The 18,356-nt window shown below is 66.6% G+C and carries 16 protein-coding genes, 1 tRNA gene and 2 pseudogenes; 9 read left to right on the top strand and 10 right to left on the bottom strand.

The window, feature by feature from the left end; all coding sequences use genetic code 11:
• Positions 1 to 43: 43 nt before the first annotated feature.
• The 3 genes from dprA (at position 44) to LGN17_RS22190 (ending at position 4,598) form a co-directional block, all read left to right on the top strand.
• Positions 44 to 1,390, top strand: coding sequence for a DNA-processing protein DprA (dprA, locus tag LGN17_RS22180; protein ID WP_226198653.1), 1,347 nt, complete (start codon positions 44 to 46; stop codon positions 1,388 to 1,390).
• A gap of 36 nt (positions 1,391 to 1,426) precedes the next feature.
• Positions 1,427 to 1,807, top strand: a complete 381-nt coding sequence (locus tag LGN17_RS22185) for a thioredoxin family protein (RefSeq protein ID WP_021159864.1) — start codon at positions 1,427 to 1,429, stop codon at positions 1,805 to 1,807.
• Between the two features lie 193 nt (positions 1,808 to 2,000).
• Positions 2,001 to 4,598 carry a DNA topoisomerase III gene (locus LGN17_RS22190; RefSeq protein WP_226198654.1) on the top strand — a complete coding sequence of 866 codons (2,598 nt, stop codon included), beginning with the start codon at positions 2,001 to 2,003 and terminating at the stop codon, positions 4,596 to 4,598.
• A 127-nt stretch (positions 4,599 to 4,725) separates the two neighbouring features.
• Here LGN17_RS22190 and LGN17_RS22195 read toward each other — a convergent pair whose 3' ends face one another.
• Positions 4,726 to 5,775: a LysR family transcriptional regulator gene (locus LGN17_RS22195; protein ID WP_226198655.1), complete on the bottom strand. Its 1,050-nt coding sequence runs from the start codon at positions 5,773 to 5,775 to the stop codon at positions 4,726 to 4,728.
• A 426-nt stretch (positions 5,776 to 6,201) separates the two neighbouring features.
• On the opposite strand from LGN17_RS22195, the gene LGN17_RS22200 reads away from it, so the two are divergent.
• Positions 6,202 to 7,215, top strand: coding sequence for a D-2-hydroxyacid dehydrogenase family protein (locus LGN17_RS22200; protein ID WP_226198656.1), 1,014 nt, complete (start codon positions 6,202 to 6,204; stop codon positions 7,213 to 7,215).
• A gap of 28 nt (positions 7,216 to 7,243) precedes the next feature.
• On the opposite strand, the gene LGN17_RS22205 is transcribed toward LGN17_RS22200, so the two are convergent.
• Positions 7,244 to 8,110, bottom strand: coding sequence for a patatin-like phospholipase family protein (locus LGN17_RS22205; protein ID WP_226198657.1), 867 nt, complete (start codon positions 8,108 to 8,110; stop codon positions 7,244 to 7,246).
• Between the two features lie 8 nt (positions 8,111 to 8,118).
• Positions 8,119 to 8,523: a PaaI family thioesterase gene (locus tag LGN17_RS22210; protein ID WP_226198658.1), complete on the bottom strand. Its 405-nt coding sequence runs from the start codon at positions 8,521 to 8,523 to the stop codon at positions 8,119 to 8,121.
• A 190-nt stretch (positions 8,524 to 8,713) separates the two neighbouring features.
• On the opposite strand from LGN17_RS22210, the gene LGN17_RS22215 reads away from it, so the two are divergent.
• Positions 8,714 to 8,789 (top strand) — tRNA-Lys (locus LGN17_RS22215).
• 186 nt (positions 8,790 to 8,975) lie between these two features.
• Positions 8,976 to 10,025 (top strand): DUF3592 domain-containing protein, encoded by a 1,050-nt coding sequence (locus LGN17_RS22220; RefSeq protein WP_226198659.1) that lies wholly within the window; start codon positions 8,976 to 8,978, stop codon positions 10,023 to 10,025.
• A 54-nt stretch (positions 10,026 to 10,079) separates the two neighbouring features.
• On the opposite strand, the gene LGN17_RS22225 is transcribed toward LGN17_RS22220, so the two are convergent.
• Positions 10,080 to 10,694, bottom strand: coding sequence for a CGNR zinc finger domain-containing protein (locus LGN17_RS22225; protein ID WP_226198660.1), 615 nt, complete (start codon positions 10,692 to 10,694; stop codon positions 10,080 to 10,082).
• A gap of 81 nt (positions 10,695 to 10,775) precedes the next feature.
• Here LGN17_RS22225 and LGN17_RS22230 point away from each other — a divergent pair, with 81 nt between their 5' ends.
• Positions 10,776 to 11,591 (top strand): alpha/beta fold hydrolase, encoded by an 816-nt coding sequence (locus LGN17_RS22230; protein ID WP_226198661.1) that lies wholly within the window; start codon positions 10,776 to 10,778, stop codon positions 11,589 to 11,591.
• A gap of 37 nt (positions 11,592 to 11,628) precedes the next feature.
• Here the strand turns inward: LGN17_RS22230 and LGN17_RS22235 are convergent, their stop codons facing one another.
• From LGN17_RS22235 to phnA, 5 genes are all read right to left on the bottom strand, one after another.
• Positions 11,629 to 12,387, bottom strand: coding sequence for an amino acid ABC transporter ATP-binding protein (locus tag LGN17_RS22235; RefSeq protein WP_226198662.1), 759 nt, complete (start codon positions 12,385 to 12,387; stop codon positions 11,629 to 11,631).
• Positions 12,384 to 13,064, bottom strand: coding sequence for an amino acid ABC transporter permease (locus tag LGN17_RS22240; RefSeq protein WP_226198663.1), 681 nt, complete (start codon positions 13,062 to 13,064; stop codon positions 12,384 to 12,386). The genes LGN17_RS22235 and LGN17_RS22240 overlap by 4 nt, the downstream gene beginning before the upstream one ends.
• Positions 13,065 to 13,078: 14 nt before the next feature.
• The gene (locus LGN17_RS22245; RefSeq protein WP_226198664.1) at positions 13,079 to 13,861 is read right to left on the bottom strand and encodes an amino acid ABC transporter substrate-binding protein; all 783 of its coding nucleotides are present in this window, start codon (positions 13,859 to 13,861) and stop codon (positions 13,079 to 13,081) included.
• 179 nt (positions 13,862 to 14,040) lie between these two features.
• Positions 14,041 to 15,495, bottom strand: coding sequence for a phosphonoacetaldehyde dehydrogenase (gene phnY, locus LGN17_RS22250; protein WP_226198665.1), 1,455 nt, complete (start codon positions 15,493 to 15,495; stop codon positions 14,041 to 14,043).
• A gap of 29 nt (positions 15,496 to 15,524) precedes the next feature.
• On the bottom strand, positions 15,525 to 16,763 hold the full coding sequence (gene phnA / locus LGN17_RS22255; RefSeq protein WP_226198666.1) for a phosphonoacetate hydrolase: 1,239 nt from the start codon (positions 16,761 to 16,763) through the stop codon (positions 15,525 to 15,527).
• 205 nt (positions 16,764 to 16,968) lie between these two features.
• On the opposite strand from phnA, the pseudogene LGN17_RS36755 reads away from it, so the two are divergent.
• A pseudogene (locus LGN17_RS36755) lies at positions 16,969 to 17,181 on the top strand (2-aminoethylphosphonate--pyruvate transaminase); the annotation flags it as partial.
• Positions 17,178 to 17,363 (top strand): annotated as a pseudogene (locus LGN17_RS22260) (FAD-dependent oxidoreductase); the annotation flags it as partial. The pseudogenes LGN17_RS36755 and LGN17_RS22260, both read left to right, overlap by 4 nt.
• Positions 17,364 to 17,445: 82 nt before the next feature.
• Here the strand turns inward: LGN17_RS22260 and LGN17_RS22265 are convergent.
• Complete coding sequence (locus LGN17_RS22265; RefSeq protein WP_226198667.1) at positions 17,446 to 18,174, bottom strand: phosphonate utilization associated transcriptional regulator; 729 nt, start codon at positions 18,172 to 18,174, stop codon at positions 17,446 to 17,448.
• Between the last annotated feature and the right edge of the window lie 182 nt (positions 18,175 to 18,356).

The following is an 18,356-nucleotide window of genomic DNA, read 5'->3' on the forward strand; positions in this document are numbered from 1 at the left end:
GCGCGCGGCCCTGTCGAGTATTTCGGATGATGAAAATTTTATCATGGCGCCACGCGGTTCGCTGGCCGCCGCATTCGAGGGGCGCCTCATGTCGCCGCAAGCGCTGACCACCTCCGCCGTGCGCGCGTGGCTGCAGCTCGCGCATGCGCCCGGCCTCGCCCCCGCCGTGCTGCAGGCACTGCTCGATGCGTTCGGCTCGCCGGACGCGCTGCTGCGTGCGTCCGACCACGCCATCGCCGCCGTCACCAGCGCCGCCGCCGCCCTGGCCGTGCGCGCAAGCGAGCGGGACGATCTCGACGCGCGCACCGACGCCGCGCTCGCGTGGCTCGATGCGCCGGGCAATGCGCTCGTCACGCTGAACGACCCGGCCTACCCGCCGCGGCTGCGCGACCTGCACGATCCGCCGCTGCTGCTATATGTAAAGGGCCGGCTCGACCTGCTGCACGCGCGCAGTCTCGCCGTGGTCGGCAGCCGTCACGCAACGCCGCAAGGTCTCGCCGACGCGACGCGCTTCGCACGCGATCTGTCCGACGCCGGGCTGCCGATCGTGTCGGGCCTCGCGCTCGGGATCGACGGCGCCGCGCATCGTGGCGGGCTCGACGGCCGGTCGGGCACGGTCGCGGTGATCGCGACCGGCGCCGATCTCGTCTATCCGGCGCGGCACCGCGCGCTCGCCCACGAGATCGCCGCGCACGGCGCGATCGTGTCGGAATGGCCGCTCGGCACGCCTGCCCGCGCCGCACATTTCCCGCAGCGCAACCGGCTGATCGCCGCGCTCGCGATCGGCGCACTCGTCGTCGAGGCCGCGCCGCGCTCGGGCTCGCTGATCACCGCCCGGCTCGCGAATGAACTGGGGCGCGATGTGTTCGCGATGCCGGGCTCGATCCATGCGCCGCTCGCGCAAGGCTGTCACGCACTGATCCGCGACGGCGCGAAGCTGACGGCTGCGCCGCTCGACGTGCTCGAGGAATACGGGCTGGGCGAATCGAAATCCGGCGTGGCGGGCGGTGCGGCGTGTTCCGGGCATCCGTGCGCGGACACCGGCGACCTCCGCGAGACCGACGCCGCCCCTCGGCGTGCCGCTACCGGGCTTATGCAAATTGGCGCCCCCGTTCCGGCCGCCACGCCCGCCCGGGACGAAGCACCATCGCCGGCGCCACCGCTGCCCGGCACCCCGTCCGAACAGGCCGTGCTTGCCGCATTGGGATACGGCCCCGTCACCTACGAATGGCTCGCCGAGCATAGCGGCCTGTCCGACGACGTGCTGCACCGCGCGCTGCTCGCGCTGGAACTGGCCGGCCGCATCGCCAGCCTGCCCGGCGGACGCTTCGCACGGCTTGACGCGGCGCGCACTTCGCCCGCGCACGGCATGCTACATTCCCCCGCATAGGGGCGGCCAGGCCGCCAACGATATCCAAGGAAACCCATGCCTGCGCTGAATCTCGACACCGATGCGGATCGGATCGCCGAGCGCCTCGCCGATCCCGGCACGTTGCTCGTCGCCTGCCTGTGCGCCGAGTGGTGCGGCACGTGCCGCGACTACCGGACGGCCTTCGACCAGCTCGCCGACGCGCATCCGGACGCCTGCTTCGCCTGGATCGACATCGAAACGCATGCCGACCAGCTCGACGATCTCGACGTCGAGAACTTCCCGACGATCCTGATCGAAGACACCCACACCGCCCGCTTCTTCGGCACGGTGCTGCCGCATGCGGCGATCGTCGAGCGGATGCTGTCCGACCTGAGCGCGGTACCCGGTGCGCCGCACGCGCCGAAATTGCGCAACGTCCTGACCGTCGAAGCCTGAATTCGCGAGCCGGTCCGGTGGTTTCACGCGTATTTGCGCACCCCGCCGCGCCGGGCGCTTGCCGCCGTTGCGCCCCCCCTCTATGATGAGCCGCTTTTTGCACGCCGAGCCGCCATCGCTGCGGCGTGTGCTATAAAGCGGTCGTAAAAGGGACCCACAACCGGCGAACCCGGTCTACCAACACACACCTGTCATGTCCAAAGCACTGATCATTGCGGAAAAGCCTTCTGTCGCGAACGACATCGCACGCGCTTTGGGCGGCTTTACCAAGCATGACGAGTATTACGAGAGCGACGATTTCGTCCTTTCGTCCGCTGTCGGCCACCTGCTGGAAATCGCCGCCCCGGAAGAGTACGAGGTCAAGCGCGGGAAATGGAGCTTCGCGCATCTGCCCGTCATCCCCCCGCATTTCGACCTGAACCCGATCGCAAAAAGCGAGTCGCGCCTCAAGGTGCTCACCAAGCTATTGAAGCGCAAGGATGTCGACCGCCTGATCAACGCATGCGACGCAGGGCGCGAGGGCGAGCTGATTTTCCGCCTGATCGCGCAGCACGCGAAGGCGAAGCAGCCGGTCCAGCGCCTGTGGCTGCAGTCGATGACCCCGCAAGCGATCCGCGACGGCTTCGCGAACCTGCGCAGCGACGCGGACATGCTGCCGCTCGCCGACGCCGCACGCTGCCGCTCGGAAGCCGACTGGCTCGTCGGGATCAACGGCACCCGCGCGATGACCGCGTTCAACAGCAAGGGCGGCGGCTTCTTCCTGACGACAGTTGGCCGCGTTCAGACGCCAACGTTGTCGATCGTCGTCGAACGCGAAGAGAAAATCCGCCGCTTCATCCCGCGCGACTACTGGGAAGTGAAGGCCGAATTCGCCTGCGCGGGCGGCTTCTACGAGGGCAAGTGGTTCGACCCGAAATTCAAGCGAGACGAATTCGATCCGGAAAAGCGCGACTCCCGCCTGTGGAGCCTGCCGGCTGCCGAAACGATCGTCGCCGCGTGTCGCGACCAGGTCGGCACGGTCTCCGAGGAATCGAAGCCGTCGACGCAACTGTCGCCGCTGCTGTTCGACCTGACGAGCTTGCAGCGCGAAGCGAACAGCCGATTCGGCTTCTCCGCGAAGAACACGCTCGGCCTCGCGCAGGCACTGTATGAAAAGCACAAGGTGCTGACCTACCCGCGTACCGACGCGCGCGCACTGCCGGAAGACTATCTTTCGACCGTCCAGTCCACGCTCGAGATGCTCAAGGAGAGCAACAACTACCTGCCGCATGCGAAGCAGGTGCTCGACAAGGGCTGGGTGAAGCCGAACAAGCGGATCTTCGACAATTCGAAGATCAGCGACCACTTTGCAATCATCCCGACGCTGCAGGCGCCGAAGTCGCTGTCCGAGCCGGAGCAGAAGCTGTACGACATGGTCGTGAAGCGCTTCCTCGCGGTGTTCTTCCCGGCCGCCGAGTTCCGCGTCACGACGCGGATCACCGAAGTCGCGGGCCATCACTTCAAGACCGAGGGCAAGGTGCTCGTCGAGCCGGGCTGGCTGCAGGTATACGGCCGCGACGCCGAAGGCGCGGATGCGAACCTGGTGCCGGTGCAGAAGGACGAGAAGGTGAAGACGGACGAAATCGCCGCCGTCGCCCTCGTCACGAAGCCGCCCGCACGCTATTCGGAAGCGACGCTGCTGTCCGCGATGGAAGGTGCGGGCAAGCTCGTCGAGGACGACGAACTGCGCGAGGCAATGGCCGCGAAGGGGCTCGGCACGCCGGCCACGCGCGCGGCGATCATCGAAGGCCTGCTCGGCGAGAAGTACCTCGTGCGCGAAGGACGCGAGCTGATCCCGACCGCGAAGGCATTCCAGTTGATGACGCTGCTGCGCGGGCTCGGCGTGAAGGAACTCACCGCGCCCGAACTCACCGGCGAATGGGAATACAAGCTGTCGCAGATGGAGCGCGGCAACCTCGGGCGCGAAGCGTTCATGCAGGAAATCGCCCGCATGACGCAGCAGATCGTCAAGCGCGCGAAGGAATACGATTCCGACACGATCCCCGGCGATTACGCGACGCTCGAGACACCGTGCCCGAACTGCGGCGGCCAGGTAAAGGAGAACTACCGCCGTTTCGCGTGCACGAAGTGCGAGTTCTCGATCTCGAAGATCCCGGGCAGCCGGCAGTTCGAGATCGCGGAAGTCGAGGAACTGCTGCGCGAGAAGACGATCGGCCCGCTGTCCGGCTTCCGCAGCAAGATGGGCCGCCCGTTCTCGGCGATCCTCAAGCTGTCCTTCGACGACGAGACGAAGAACTACAAGCTCGAGTTCGACTTCGGCCAGGACACTGGCGGGGAGGAAGGCGAGACGCCCGACTTCTCCGGGCAGGAGCCGGTCGGCGCGTGCCCGAAATGCAAGGGCCGCGTGTTCGAGCACGGGATGAGCTACGTGTGCGAGCACTCGGTGGCCAACCCGAAGACCTGCGACTTCCGCTCGGGCAAGGTGATCCTGCAGCAGGAAATCGCGCGCGAGCAGATGGGCAAGCTGCTTGCCGACGGCCGCACGGATCTGCTGCCGAACTTCAAGTCGTCACGCACGGGCCGCAACTTCAAGGCATTCCTCGTGAAGCAGCCCGACGGCAAGATCGGCTTCGAGTTCGAGAAGAAGGAACCAAAAGCCGCTGCCGCGAAGAAGACTGCAAAATCGGCGACGAAAGATGCCGAAACCGTGACGGAAGGCGCCGAAGAGAAACCGGCACCGGCTCGCAAGACCGCCGCCCGCAAGACGACGGCGCGCAAGACGGGCTCGTAACGGCCTGACGGCCGGGGTTCTCCCGGCCATGCCGAACTTCGGCAGGCAGCCATAAAAAACGCGGATCGATTGCTCGATCCGCGTTTTTCTTTTTTCCGGCGGCAACCGCCGCCCGGCCGTCGCGCCGTTACAGCGGCGACGGCACCGCGACGCGCGTACGCGGCGAACGCGGCAGGCGCGGCGACAGGTTCGGGTCGGCCGATTCCGGCTGCTCCGCACGCGTCTCGACCCCGATCGGCGCGAGCACCGAACCCTGCGCGGCCCATTGCTCGCCCATCGTTGCGTCGGTCGAGTGGCTGAAATGCTCGACGAGGTGGTCGATGAACGTGCGCACCTTCGCCGGCAGATGGCGCCGGCTCGGGTAAGCGATGTTGATCTCGACCTGCGGCAGCCGGAAATCCGGCAGCAGCCGCACGAGCGCGCCACGCGCGATGTCGCCACCGATCAGGTAGCTCGGCAGGATCGCGACACCCATCCCGAGCAGCGCGAACTGGCGCAGCATCGCGGTGTTGTTCGCGACGATCACGTTGGTCGGGCGCACGCGCACTTCGCCGTCCGGCCCCGTGAACACACGCTCGTCGCCCCAGTATTCGGTCGGCAGGCTCAGGCTCGGATGCTCGGCGAGATGCTCCGGATGGGTCGGCACGCCGTGCTTCTCCAGATAGCTCGGCGTCGCGCACACGGTCATGCAACCCGTGGTCAGGCGCCGCGTGACGATGCTCGCGCTGCGCATCTGGCGCGTGACGACGATGCCGACGTCGAAGCCCTCCTCGACGAGATCGACCTGCCGGTCGACCAGCGTGAGATCCGGCACCACTTTCGGGAAATTCTCCGTGTACGACTGCAACACGGGCGCGAGGTTATGCAGGCCGAACACGACCGGCGCGACGATGCGCAGCGTGCCGACCGGCTCGTGATTGCGCGCGACGACCATCTGCTCGACGTCCTCGAGCTCATCGAGGATCTGGCGGGCACGCTCCAGATAGACCTGGCCCGACTCCGTCAGGGAGAGACTGCGCGTGGTGCGGTTCAGCAAGCGCGTGCCGAGCCGACCTTCGAGGTCGGCGACGTGACGCGTCGCGACCGCGTTGGAGATATCCATTGCGCTCGCGGCCCGCGCGAAACTGCCGAGATCTGCAACCTTGACGAACACGCGCATCGACTGCAAGTGATCCATAAACGACTCCTGCCGCTAGTACAACTTCAAAAAGATGAAGCAAATGCGTAATTCTCCTACGACAGCGGAAATGATGCAGAGTTGCTCAACAAGGCCCCTGTTGACGATAAAAATAGTCAAAAATCCTCGCCCTCTGCGGATAGTTGATCCAATTATTCTGATTGGAGCAACAATTGGGTGAACCTCGTCGAGTAAGCGGCCGAATCAGGAAGGACGTGTTTGATGCGACACAACAGCGCACCCTTCCGCCCGTCGCGCGAGCGGCTCCGGGTCAGGCTGACGCCGATTGCGGCGGAGCGTAACAACCTGTTAAAAAGACACCATGAAGGCAGCCGACGTAGCATCATGTCGGCCCCGGCCGGGCGGAACGGGTGCGCGACGTGCGCCGCCGCCACCGCCGCTTTCAACGCGCGACACCCGCTCACCATGAAAATTGCCATCCTCGACGACTACCAGGACGCCGTCCGCAAGCTGAACTGCTTCGAGCTGCTTGCCGACCACGACGTGAAGGTCTTCAACAATACGGTGCGCGGATTGGGACAACTCGCGAGCCGCCTGGCGGAAGTCGAGGCGCTCGTGCTGATTCGCGAACGGACCCCGATTTCGTCGCAACTGCTCGCCAAGCTGCCGAACCTGCGCATGATCAGCCAGACCGGCCGCATTTCGAGCCACATCGATCTCGAAGCCTGTACCGACCGCGGCATCGCGGTGCTCGAAGGCACGGGTTCGCCGGTTGCGCCCGCCGAGCTGACCTGGGCGCTCGTGATGGCCGCCCAGCGCCGCATTCCGCAGTACGTCGCGAACCTGAAGCAGGGCGCCTGGCAGCAGTCGGGCCTGAAGACGTCGGCCATGCCGCCGAACTTCGGCCTCGGTCAGGTGCTGCGCGGCCAGACGCTCGGCATCTGGGGCTACGGCAAGATTGGCCGGCTCGTCGCCGGCTACGGCAAGGCATTCGGGATGAACGTGCTGATCTGGGGCCGCGAGCATTCGCTCGAGGCCGCGCGGGCCGACGGCTATACGGCCGCCGAAAGCCGTGAAGCGCTGTTCGAGCAGAGCGACGTGCTGTCGCTGCACCTGCGCATGCATGACGACACGCGCGGGATCGTGAAGCAGGAAGACCTGATGCGGATGAAGCCGACGTCGCTGCTCGTCAACACGAGCCGCGCCGAACTGCTCGAGGAAAATGCACTGGTCAACGCGCTGTCGCACAACCGTCCGGGGATGGTCGCGATCGATGTGTTCGAGAGCGAGCCGATCCTGCAGGGCTACAGCCTGCTGCGGATGGAAAACGTGATCTGCACGCCGCACATCGGCTATGTCGAGCGCGAGAGCTACGAGCTCTACTTCAGCGCGGCGTTCAGGAACATCCTGGCGTTCGACCAGGGCGACATGTCGAGCGTCGTCAATCCGGAAGCACTGACGCCGCGCCGCGTGCGCTGAGCACGGCCCCGCTTCCTGCCTCCCGTCTTCAGGCGGCCGCGCGGCCGCCCGTCATCGCGCCGACGCGCGTGAGGAAATGCTCGCCGTCGCGCCGCCCGAGGTCGTACGCATGCCGCATCTGCGACGGGCTCGTGTAATCCCAACTCGAAATCGGCACCTTGCTCGACGGCTGGACGTACAGCCGCCGCTGCTCGCCGTGCGCGACCGTGAACATCTGCGGGCGCGGGTACAGCCGCGTGACGAGCACCAGCACATCGCCCGGTGTCGGGTCGAGCGCGTCGACCGGCACGTTGTCGACCATCCCGCCGTCGAGCACGGGCCGGCCATCGCGACGCAGCACCGGCGTGAACGGCGGCGTACAGGATGACTGCAGGATCAGGTCGGCGAGTTCGTCGACTCGCGTGCAGGCCTGCGCGCGCACGAATTCGGGCCGAAAGCCGAGCGTGCGCCCGAGCGTCGGGTGCAGCGTCTTGCGCACGTACTTCTCGATGTTGTACGCGACGAGGCCGGCGGCCACTGCGCTGCGCGCGCCGAGCCAGCGCGGCACGTGCGACACCCCGATGCGGATCTCCGGCGCCACGGCAAGCTTCGCGAACGGCTCGCCGTAGATGTCGAGCAGCGCCTGACGGTAAATCCGGTAATGCGGAAACACGGGCTCGCGCCCGAACAGGTTGCCCCAGTACGCGTTCTTCCGGTTGTGGCGCAGCGCCTCTTCGTAATAACGCATCACCCATGCGGCGTCGCGCGTATACAGCATGCACGCGGTCGCCGCGCCGGCCGAGATGCCGGTGATCACGCGCGGGCGCAGGCCGAGCGCCGGCTGGGCGACGTCCCAGAAGCCGGCCTGCCACCAGCAGCGATTGCCGCCGCCCGCAAAGACGATCTGGTCGAACATCGCGCCGCTCAGCTGACGAGCGCGTAAGTCGACGTCGCGTGGACGGCCATCTTGCCGTCTTCGTCGAACAGCTCGACTTCGCCGAATACGAGGTTGCGGCCCATCCGCAGCACGCGCGCGGTGACGAGCACGTCGCCCTTGCGCACGGGCCGCATGAAGTTCGTGTTCAACGACACGGTCGTCATCGGCCGGAACTCGCCGAGCGCGGCCGAGATCGCGACCACCATCGCGGTGTCGGCGGCCGCCGTGAACACCTGGCCGCAGATCACGCCGCCTGAATGACGGAATTCGCCGGAAAACGGCAGGCGCAGCGTGACGCTGTCGTCGCCGATCGACATGGGGACCAGACCGAGCGAGCGGACCCAGGGGGCCAGCAGGCGATCCAGCAATTCGCGGACTGCGTTTTCGTCCATCTTCGAAAGCCCAGAAAGCGTTGCGCGACCGCCGCGCAACACGTGTGGCGTCATCATACCGGGAGCGCGGAATCTCCGATCGCTCGTTATCGGACCGACAGCCGCGGTTGTCGTGACGAAATATTTTCAGGAAATTCGCAGAAAGGGCTTGCAAGGTCCGAAATACCCAGGCATAATCTTTCTTCTGTTGGGGGCGTTAGCTCAGTTGGTAGAGCAGCGGACTCTTAATCCGTAGGTCGAGTGTTCGAGTCACTCACGCCCCACCAGGAATTCCGAAGCCCGGTTAGCGAAAGCTAACCGGGCTTTTTCCTTTTCCGCCCGCCGCACTCGTCGCGCGCCCTGTCGCAGTACGCCACCGCCCGCCTGTTCCGCATCGTTTCCGCTAGAATCGTCCGACAAATATCACACGACCGGCGCAGGCACTGCCGTTTGCCCGCCGGCACTGAGAGAACATGGGACGTCAGACATGGAAGCATGGAACCGAGACGCGACCATTCAGAGAGCCTGGTTGCGCCGATATCGGCGAGTCCGTCGGGACACGCCACCGCCACGATCACGCCGGCATCCGCAGTGCGACGCACGAACCGGATCCGGTCATGGCGGGTAAGGACGCGCTCGTCGCCATGGCGCTCGGCGTCGTGCTGCTCGTGCTGGCCGGCATGCTCGCCGTCACGGCGGGCCAAGCGACCGGCCAGCTGGTCCGTACACCGGGCACGGTCGTGCGCATCGTCCAGGACAGCGACGCGATGCGCGCGTACCGGCCGATCGTCGCGTACCTCGCGAACGACGGCCAGCGTCGCGAAATCGCCGGCAATACCGCCTCGACCGTCCCCGCCTACGACATCGGCGAGAACGTCGAGGTATGGCTCGACCCCAGCCATCCCGAACGCCCCGCACTGATCGACGATTTCGCGCAACGCTGGTTTCCGGCCGCCGTGGCGGCGCTGCTCGCCGTCGCATCGTTTGCGATCGGCGGCCTCCTGATCGTCGGCGGGCGCCGCCGCCGGTCATCCGAACCACCACCGGCCCGCGCCGCCCGCAAGCACGCGCGAAGACGCTGGGATATCGCAATCGCGCTGATTCCGATCGCGATCGGCACGGGCTTCGTCGCCGGCGCCGGTGCGGCCGGCCTGCGTCAGTGGCAGATCGCCCATCACTACGCGCGTTCGACCGGCCATGTCGTCGAGATCGCGGAAAACGCGCGCGCGTCCCGATCGCGCACGTCGCTGTATTCGGCGATCGTCGCGTTCACGACCGACAGCGGACGCCAGATCACGTTCGCCCAGGGTTCGGCGTCATCGCATCCGGGCCTGCGCGAAGGCGAAGCGGTCAACGTGCTGTACGACCCCGTCACACCCGAACGCGCGGTCGTCGACCGCTTCTGGGATCGCTGGGGCCTCGCGGCCATCCTGTTCGCGATCGGCGCACCATTCCTCGCGGCCGGGCTGTTCATCGCCGTGACGCTGTGGCCGGAACACCCCGCGCACGAAGCCGCCCCATGACGCTCGCGCGCCGGCCGCGCATCGTGTGGCGCGACCACCGTCACGACGCGCGCGTCACCGCTCCCTGAACGCCTCTACCTTCGCGCGGTTCCCGCACGTGCGCATGTCGCACCAGCGGCGCCCGACGCCGCGGCCGCGATCGACGAAGAACCACGTGCACCGGCCGCACTGCCGCACGCGCGCGAAGTCGTCGCTGCGCAGCAGCTGCTCGAAGCCGAGTGCGGCCGCATCGACCCAGCGCGACGAAGCGCGCGCGTCGGGCCGCCACGCGAACCGGTCGTCGACCGCCTCGAACGCGCTGCGCCCGATCGCGTCGCGAATCGCGACAGCGAGCCGGTCCGCCGCGCGCGCGCCGGCCATGCCGCCGCCTCCGGCCGTCTGGTGCGCGATCGCGGTGTAAGCATCCTCGCGAAAGCGATGCAGCGCCGCCAGCGCATCCGCGTCGTCCTGCCGTGCATGACGCAGAAACCGCGACAGATCGGCTGGCGCCACCAGCCCCGATCGTTGCGCCCACGCATGCACGGCCGGCCAGTCGACGAGCTTGTCCGCGTCGCGGGTCTTGCCCGTGTCGGCCACCGTGTTGAGGAAGTCGAGCGCCGGATGGCCGCCGACGAAATCGGCCGCACCCCATTCGTGCGCGGGTCGCGCGGGTTCGTTTCGAGTAACCATTTATTTGCACCTGTCGGTTTCACGTCCGGGCAATCCTGAGTAACCTGTTAACAACCAAAACAGGTTAGCACGGAGAGGCCGATGCTCGAACTCGCCAATCGCTTCATTTTCGAAGGACACCGGATTGCCTGGGGAACGCTCGGCGAAGGCCCGCCGCTCGTGCTCGTGCACGGCACGCCGTTTTCGTCGCAGGTGTGGCGCCGGATCGCACCGTGGCTCGCGCGACGTCATCGCGTGTTCTTCTACGACCTGCTCGGCTACGGTCAATCCGACATGCCGGACGCGGACGTGTCGCTCGGCCGCCAGAACAGGCTGTTCGCCTCGATGCTCGACGCGTGGAAAATCTCACGCCCGCGCGTGCTCGCGCACGACTACGGCGGCGCAACCGTGCTGCGTGCGCACTTCCTCGACGGCGTCGCGTATGCGGACCTCACGCTCGTGAATCCGGTCGCGATCGCGCCGCAGGGTTCGCCGTTCGTGCGCCACGTCGCGCAGCACGAAGCCGCCTTCACCGGATTGCCTGCGTATGCGCATCACGCGCTCGTGTCGGCCTATCTCGGCCATGCGGTCGCCCGGCCGCTGAGCGACGAAGCGCTGTCGATCTACCGTGCGCCGTGGCTCACGCCTGCCGGTCAGGCCGCGTTCTATCGCCAGATCGCGCAGATGCGCCAGTGCTACATCGAGGAAGCCGAGGCTCGTTACGCGCCGCCGGACTTTCCGGTGCGCATCGTGTGGGGCGAGGACGACGCGTGGATTCCGCTTGAACAGGGGCAGGCGCTGGCTGATCGCATCGCAAGCGGCACGCTGATCCGGGTGCCCCGCGCAGGCCACCTGGTGCAGGAAGATGCGCCGGAGGCAATCGTCGCGGCGGTGCTCGACGGGCCAGGGCAAGGTTGACGCCCGCTGTACCGCGTGCTGTTTTTTGCCTGTCGCGTCAGAACACCGGCACGCCCTGCGCAAGCGTCGAGATGAACTTCGCGGTGCGCGGATCGCGCGGGTCGCCGAACAGGTCGCGCGATGCACCGGCTTCGACGACGCGCCCCTCCGCGAGAAACACCGCGTCGTGCGCGATCGACGCGGCCAGGCGCAGGTCGTGGGTGGCCATCAGCATCGTCGTGCCTTCGCGTGCAAGCTGGCGCAGCACCTCGACCACTTCGACGGACAACTCCGGATCGAGTGCCGACGTCGGCTCGTCGCACAACAGCACCTGCGGCGACGGCGCGAGCGCACGTGCGATCGCAACGCGCTGCTGCTGGCCGCCCGACAGCGTGCCGGGCCACGCGTCGGCCTTGTCCGCGATGCCGACCTTCTCGAGCAGCGCGAGCGCGCGTTCGCGGGCCCGCTCACGCGGCCAGCGCTGCACGGTGACGAGCCCTTCCATCACGTTCTGCACGACACTCAGGTGCGGAAACAGCTGGAAGTTCTGAAACACCATGCCGGTCTGGCGGCGCACGGCGAACACGGCGTCGCGCGCCGGCCGGTACAACGGCGAGAAGTCGATGCGTGCGTCGCCGACCGTCAGCGCGCCAGCCTCGGGCACTTCGAGCAGGTTCACGCAACGCAGCAGCGTGCTCTTGCCGCTACCGGATGGCCCGATCAGCGCCGTCACGCTGCCGGGCTGCAACGCGAGGTCGATCCCGTGCAACACACGATGCGCGCCAAACGACTTGTCGATGCGCTCGAGCCGGATCATCGCCACTCCGCCTGGAACAGCGCGTGACGACCGAAGCGAATTTCGAGGCGACGCTGCAGCGTCGACAGCACCGAGCTGAGCAGCAGGTAGATCAGCGCGGCTTCCGTATAGAGAATCATCGGCTCGTAGGTCACGGCCGCGATCCGCTGCGCGGCCTGGAAGATCTCCGGCACGGTCAGCACGGCCGCGAGCGATGTGTCCTTCACGAGCGAAATGAACGAATTCGACAGTGCCGGCAGCGCGACGCGCGCCGCCTGCGGCAGGATCGCGCGGCGCAGCGCCTGCGGCCGCGTCATCGCCATCGAGTACGCGGCTTCCCACTGCCCCTTCGGAATCGATTCGATCACGCCGCGGATCACCTCGGCGTTGTACGCGCCGACGTTCAGCGAGAAGCCGATCACGGCGGCCGTCAGCGGATCGAGCACGATACCGACGCTCGGCAAGCCGTAGAAGATCACGAACAGCTGCACGAGCAGCGGCGAACCGCGAAACAGCCAGATGTAGAAACGCACGGCGGCTTGCGCCCAGCGCGGCCCGAACAGCCGCGTGAGCGCCGCGCCGAATGCGAGCAGCAGGCCGATCGCGAACGACGCGAGCGTGAGCGGCACCGTGAACACGAGCCCCGCGAAGAGCAGGGGCCGCAGCGATTCCGCCATCAGGTGAAGCCAGGCCGGCATCGTTCAGCCTCGCGTCACGGCTGCGACACGTCGCGGCCGAAATACTTCTGCGAGATCTTCGCGTAGGTGCCGTCGGCCTTGATGTCCGCGAGCGCCTTGTCGATCGCGGCCACCAGCGCCGGGCTGCCCTTGCGCAGCAGCACGCCCGACGCGTCGCTCGCGCCCCCCGTGTCGGTCGCCGCGATCTTCAGTTTCGCGTCGGGCTTGTGCTTGCGGAAATCGAGGTACGACAGTGAATCGTTGATCGTCGCGTCGACGCGCCCCGAGCTCAGCAGGTCGATCGATTCGTTGAAGCCCTGCACGGGCACGACGTCCGCGCCGTGCGCGGCCGCGAGCTTGCCGAAATTGCTGGTCAGCGTGTTCGCGGATTTCTTGCCCTTGAGATCGTCGAACGAGCGGATCGTCGTGTTGTCCGCGCGCACGATCAGCACCGCCCGCGACGTGATGTATGGCGTCGAGAAATCGTATTTCGCCCTGCGCGCATCGGTGATCGACACCTCATTGACGACCGCGTCGTAGCGGTTCACGTCGAGGCCCGCGATCAGCCCGTCCCACTTTCCTTCGACGAACTGCGGCTTCACGCCGAGGCGCTGCGCGATCGCGGTCGCGATGTCGACGTCGAAGCCCGTCAGCTTGCCGGTTTCGTCGTGGTACGTGAACGGCGCGTACGTGCCTTCGGTACCGACCCGGAACACGCCGGACGACTTGATCTGCGACAGGTCGTCGGCAGCCAGTGCGCTCGTGACCGAAACGGCCTGCAGCATGGCAACGACCAGGATGGAGCGAAGGAATTTCATGGTGCGGACCCCGAATGATTGGAGGGAATTTTCCCGCGGCACATGCATGCCGTTCGAGAGGTCCGCGAATTCTACCGACGCGCCGGGGCCCGGCAAAAACGCAAATCGGCTATCGATATGAGCCGATCGAATAACGCGCGCACCGGCTGCGAAACCGGTGCGCGCGGCTGACACGCCACTTACCACGGCAACGAATACGTCTTCGTGTTCGTGAAGCTCTTCATCGCTTCCTGCACGCCCTCCTTGTAGCCGAGCCCCGAATCCTTCACGCCGCCGAACGGCGTCAGTTCGAGCCGGTAACCCGGCACTTCGCGCACGTTCACGCTGCCGACTTCCAGCTCGGTGATGAAGCGCGTGATGGTGTCGAAGCGGTTCGTGCAGACCGACGACGACAGCGCATAGTCGGTGCTGTTCGACATCCGGATCGCTTCGTCGATGTTGCTGAAGCGCATGATCGGCGACACCGGGCCGAAGGTTTCGTGTTTCACGAGCGGCATGTCGGGCGTCACGCGGTCGATCACCGTCGGCGAATACAGTGCGCCGTCGCGCACGTTGCCGACCAGGAGCCGTGCACCGCGCGCGATCGCATCGTTCACCTGCTGCTCGCAGAACTTCGCGGCCGCCTCGTCGATCACCGTGCCCATGTCGACCGACGGATCGGCGGGATTGCCGTACGACCACGCACGCGTTTTCTCGACCACGAGCGCCGTGAAGCGATCGGCCACCGACTCGTGCACGAGCATCCGCTTGATCGCCGTGCAGCGCTGGCCCGAGTTTTTATACGAACCCGACACCGCGAGCGTGCTCGCTTCGTCGAGATCGGCGTCTTCCATCACGATGATCGGATCGTTGCCGCCGAGTTCGAGCACCGCCCGCCGGTAGCCCATCCGCGACGCAATCGACTTGCCGATCGATACGCCGCCCGTGAACGTGATCAGGTCGATCGCCGGGTTCGTGATCAGCTCGTCGGCAATCTCCTGCGGGTCGCCGGTGACGACCTGCAGCATCTGCGGCGGCAGGCCGGCTTCATACAGGATGTCCGCGAACAGGTAGCACGACAGCGGCACCTTTTCCGACGGCTTCACGACGATCCGGTTGTTGGTCGCGACCGACGGCACGATCTTGTGCGCGACCTGGTTCATCGGGTGGTTGAACGGCGTGATCGCCGAAATCACGCCGAGCAGCGGGTCGCGCTGCGTGTACACGCGGCGCTTCTTGCCGTGCGGGGTCAGGTCGCACGAGAAGATCTGCCCGTCGTCCTTCAGCACTTCACCGGCGCCGAACGTCAGCACGTCGGCCACGCGGCCGGCTTCGTACGTCGTGTCCTTGACGCACAGCCCGGATTCGGCCGTGATCAGCGCCGCAATTTCGGCGGTGCGCGAGCGCACGATGTCGGCCGCGCGCCGCAGGATCGCGGCCCGATCGTGGCGCGTGAGCGTCGGCCGGTATGCACGCGCGGCCGCGAAGGCACGCCGCACGTCGTCCAGTGTCGCCTTCGGCACGGTGCCGACCAGCGAGCCGTCGTACGGGTTGCGCACGTCGATGACCGCATCCCGATGAATCCGTTCGCCGTCGATTCGCAGTGCTTCGCGACGAATCTCGCGGACGTCCGTCGATGCCGCAATGGCGTTCATGAGTGTGTCCCCTTGCGGATGCGTGCGCATCACTGCAGATGGTTGAGCGCGATGTCGATGATGTCGAAGTTGCGCAGCCGCGCGCGGCCCGAGACGTCGCCGGCGACCGGCTTGCTGAAGATCAGCGGCACGATCTGCTCGGAGATCCCGCCGTGCGAGCGCAGCGGCACGTCGAGCCCCGACAGGTCGTGCCTGATACGGCGCGTGCCGAGCACGACATCCTGCTTCGAGATCACGATCAGGTCGCCCATCCGCGCCGGCGGCAGCTCGAAGCGCGCGCAACCCTCGGCGCCCGTCAGCACGACCTCGATGCCGTCGACCGCGGCGAGCCGTGCGCGCAGCGCGTCGGCATCAGCCGTCGCCGGCACGTAGACGGTCGCAAAAGAACCGAGCGCGCCGTGATGCACGACGTACGGATCGGTGATCGGCAGGATCACGCGCGCCGCCTCCTCGCCGAGCCACTCGTCGAACAGCTCCTGCAGGTAGATCACGTTCGGCTCGCCGGTTTCGTCGTCGTGCTTCGCGTTCATCCCGTGGTCGGCCGTGATCGCGACGATTGCACCGAGTGCGTCGAGGCGCTGCAGGTACGTGTCCATCATCGCGTAGAACGCGTTCGCGCCTTCCGTGCCGGGCGCGCACTTGTGCTGCACGTAGTCGGTCGTCGACAGGTACATCAGGTCGATCGGGCGCGTCTCGAGCAGGCGCACGCCGGCCGCGAACACGAATTCCGACAGATCCGCGCTGTACACGCTCGGCACCGGCTTGCCGACCAGTTCGAGCACGTTGTCGATGCCGTTTTCCTCGACGCTCGCCTCGTCGGCCTTTTCCGACGAGAAGCAGATGCCCTTCAGCCCCTTGCCGAGCAGGCGGCGCAGCTTGTCCTTCGCGGTGACGACCGCGACACGCGCGCCTTGCTCCGCGAAGGTCGCGAGCACGGTGGGCGCGACCAGGTACTTCGGATCGTTCATCAGCACCTCGGCACCGGTGTCGCGATCGTAGAAGTAGTTGCCGCTTATCCCGTGGATCGACGGCGGCACGCCCGTCACGATCGACAGGTTGTTCGGGTTCGTGAAGCTCGGCACCACGCACTCGCCCTTGAACGCCGTCCCCGGCTTCAGCAGCGTGCGCAGGAACGGCGCGACGCCGGCCTCCGCCGCTTCTTCCAGATATTCGTATGCGCAGCCATCGACGCAGACCACCACCACGGGCCGGCTCATCCAGTTGTAGCGGCGGCCGTTCACTTCCACGGATACAGGCGTTTCATTCATGACGTTCATTCCTTTCGGTTCGAAGGGTAGAGCCGCCGGCGCCCGCGTCGCGCCGAAGGGAGGTGCTTTCCATGTTTGACATTACAATGGATGACTTGTAGATTGTCAACAACATGCAGAGAACAGAAAGCAAAGTACCGTAGCATCAAGAGGGCTGGTCTCCACTCATCCGCCGTGTGCCGCGCCGTCACGGACAAGGGGCGAAGATGATTCGAACGACGACTTCAAGCGGTTTTATCGGGAGGTCGGAAAGCGCGGCTACATTCCGCATCCAGGCAAGCGCACCGAAACCGGGACGTTGCCCGCCGGGGGCATCGGCCATGTCGGCGACGCCGGCATCCCGGGCGCCGTCCCGGCAATCGCCGACACGTTGCAGGCGATGGGCGTACGTCGCGTGATGTTGGCCGAAGCGTCAGCCCGATCGTGCGCGGCCCGCTCGGGGCTTTCCCGCCGGAGCCGATCCGCTATGTCGGTGCGCACGTCGTGCGCAATGCGATCCGCCGCAAGGAACGCGCGGAGGACGGGAGCCGGCGGCCGTCGTCGGTCGATACGTGGCTCGCGAAATTCGCGAGCGCGGCCGGGAAGGCCGACAAGGCGTGACGATGCAATAACAAAGGGACGCCGAAAAGCGTCCCTTTGCTTTGTGTCGTGCGCGGCGACCCGCGCGGGCATTGCCGGGCGCTTACGCGCGCACGGTTTTCTCCCGCGCCGCCTTGCCTGCTGCCGGCAGCCCCTGTTCATGCGTGCGGCGCATCCGCGCGAGTCCGTGCGCGACGTGCTCGCGCACCAGCGCGACGGCCTGCTCTTCGTCGCCACCCGCGAGCGCCTGCACGATCTTGTCGTGCTCGGCCGCGGACACCGCGATCGCATCCTCCTCGGCCTCGATCGCAGCCTGGCGCAGCAGGCCGAGCTGGCGCACGAGCCGGCGGTAGGTATCGGTGAGGTGCGTATTGCCGACACCGACGACCATCGCGTCGTGGAACTGCACGTTCAACTCGGTGTAGCGCGTGACGTTGTGCGTCTTCGCGGCGCCCTTCATCGCCTGGACGATACCCTTCAGCACCTTCAGCGTGTCGGGCGAGATGCGCTTTGCGAGTGCCCGCGCGACCGACTCGTCGAGCATCGCGCGCACTTCGTAGATCTCCTCGGCCTCGCGCAGCGGCACGATGCGCACGGTCACGCCGCGGTTCTTCTCGTTGTGCAGCAGGCCGGCCTGTTCGAGCGCGCGGAATGCTTCGCGCACGGGGCCGCGCGACACGTTCAGCTTGGTCGCGATCTCGACTTCGTTGAGCTTCTCGCCGGGGGCGTATTCGCCGGAGACGATCGCGCGCTCGAGCATGTCCTGGACGATCATCGCGAGCGACTGGCTTTGCAGGAGTTCGATGGCGCTGAGCGCGTTCGGGGCTGTCATGGTCGGGCAGGCAGCAAGGCTGCGGTAGAGAACGAGGGCGCCATGTCGGCGAATGGTCCTTCTATACCCCTCGGCCCGGCACATTGTCAACAGTTTTCAGTTTCCAAAAGCCAATTCCGCCTGCCGGAATGCACCTGAACGCAGCCGGCGCGCGGCGGGCCAACCTCGCCCGCCTCGCGCGA

The sequence above is a fragment of the Burkholderia sp. AU30280 genome (assembly GCF_020420125.1).
Classification (GTDB): Bacteria; Pseudomonadota; Gammaproteobacteria; order Burkholderiales; family Burkholderiaceae; genus Burkholderia.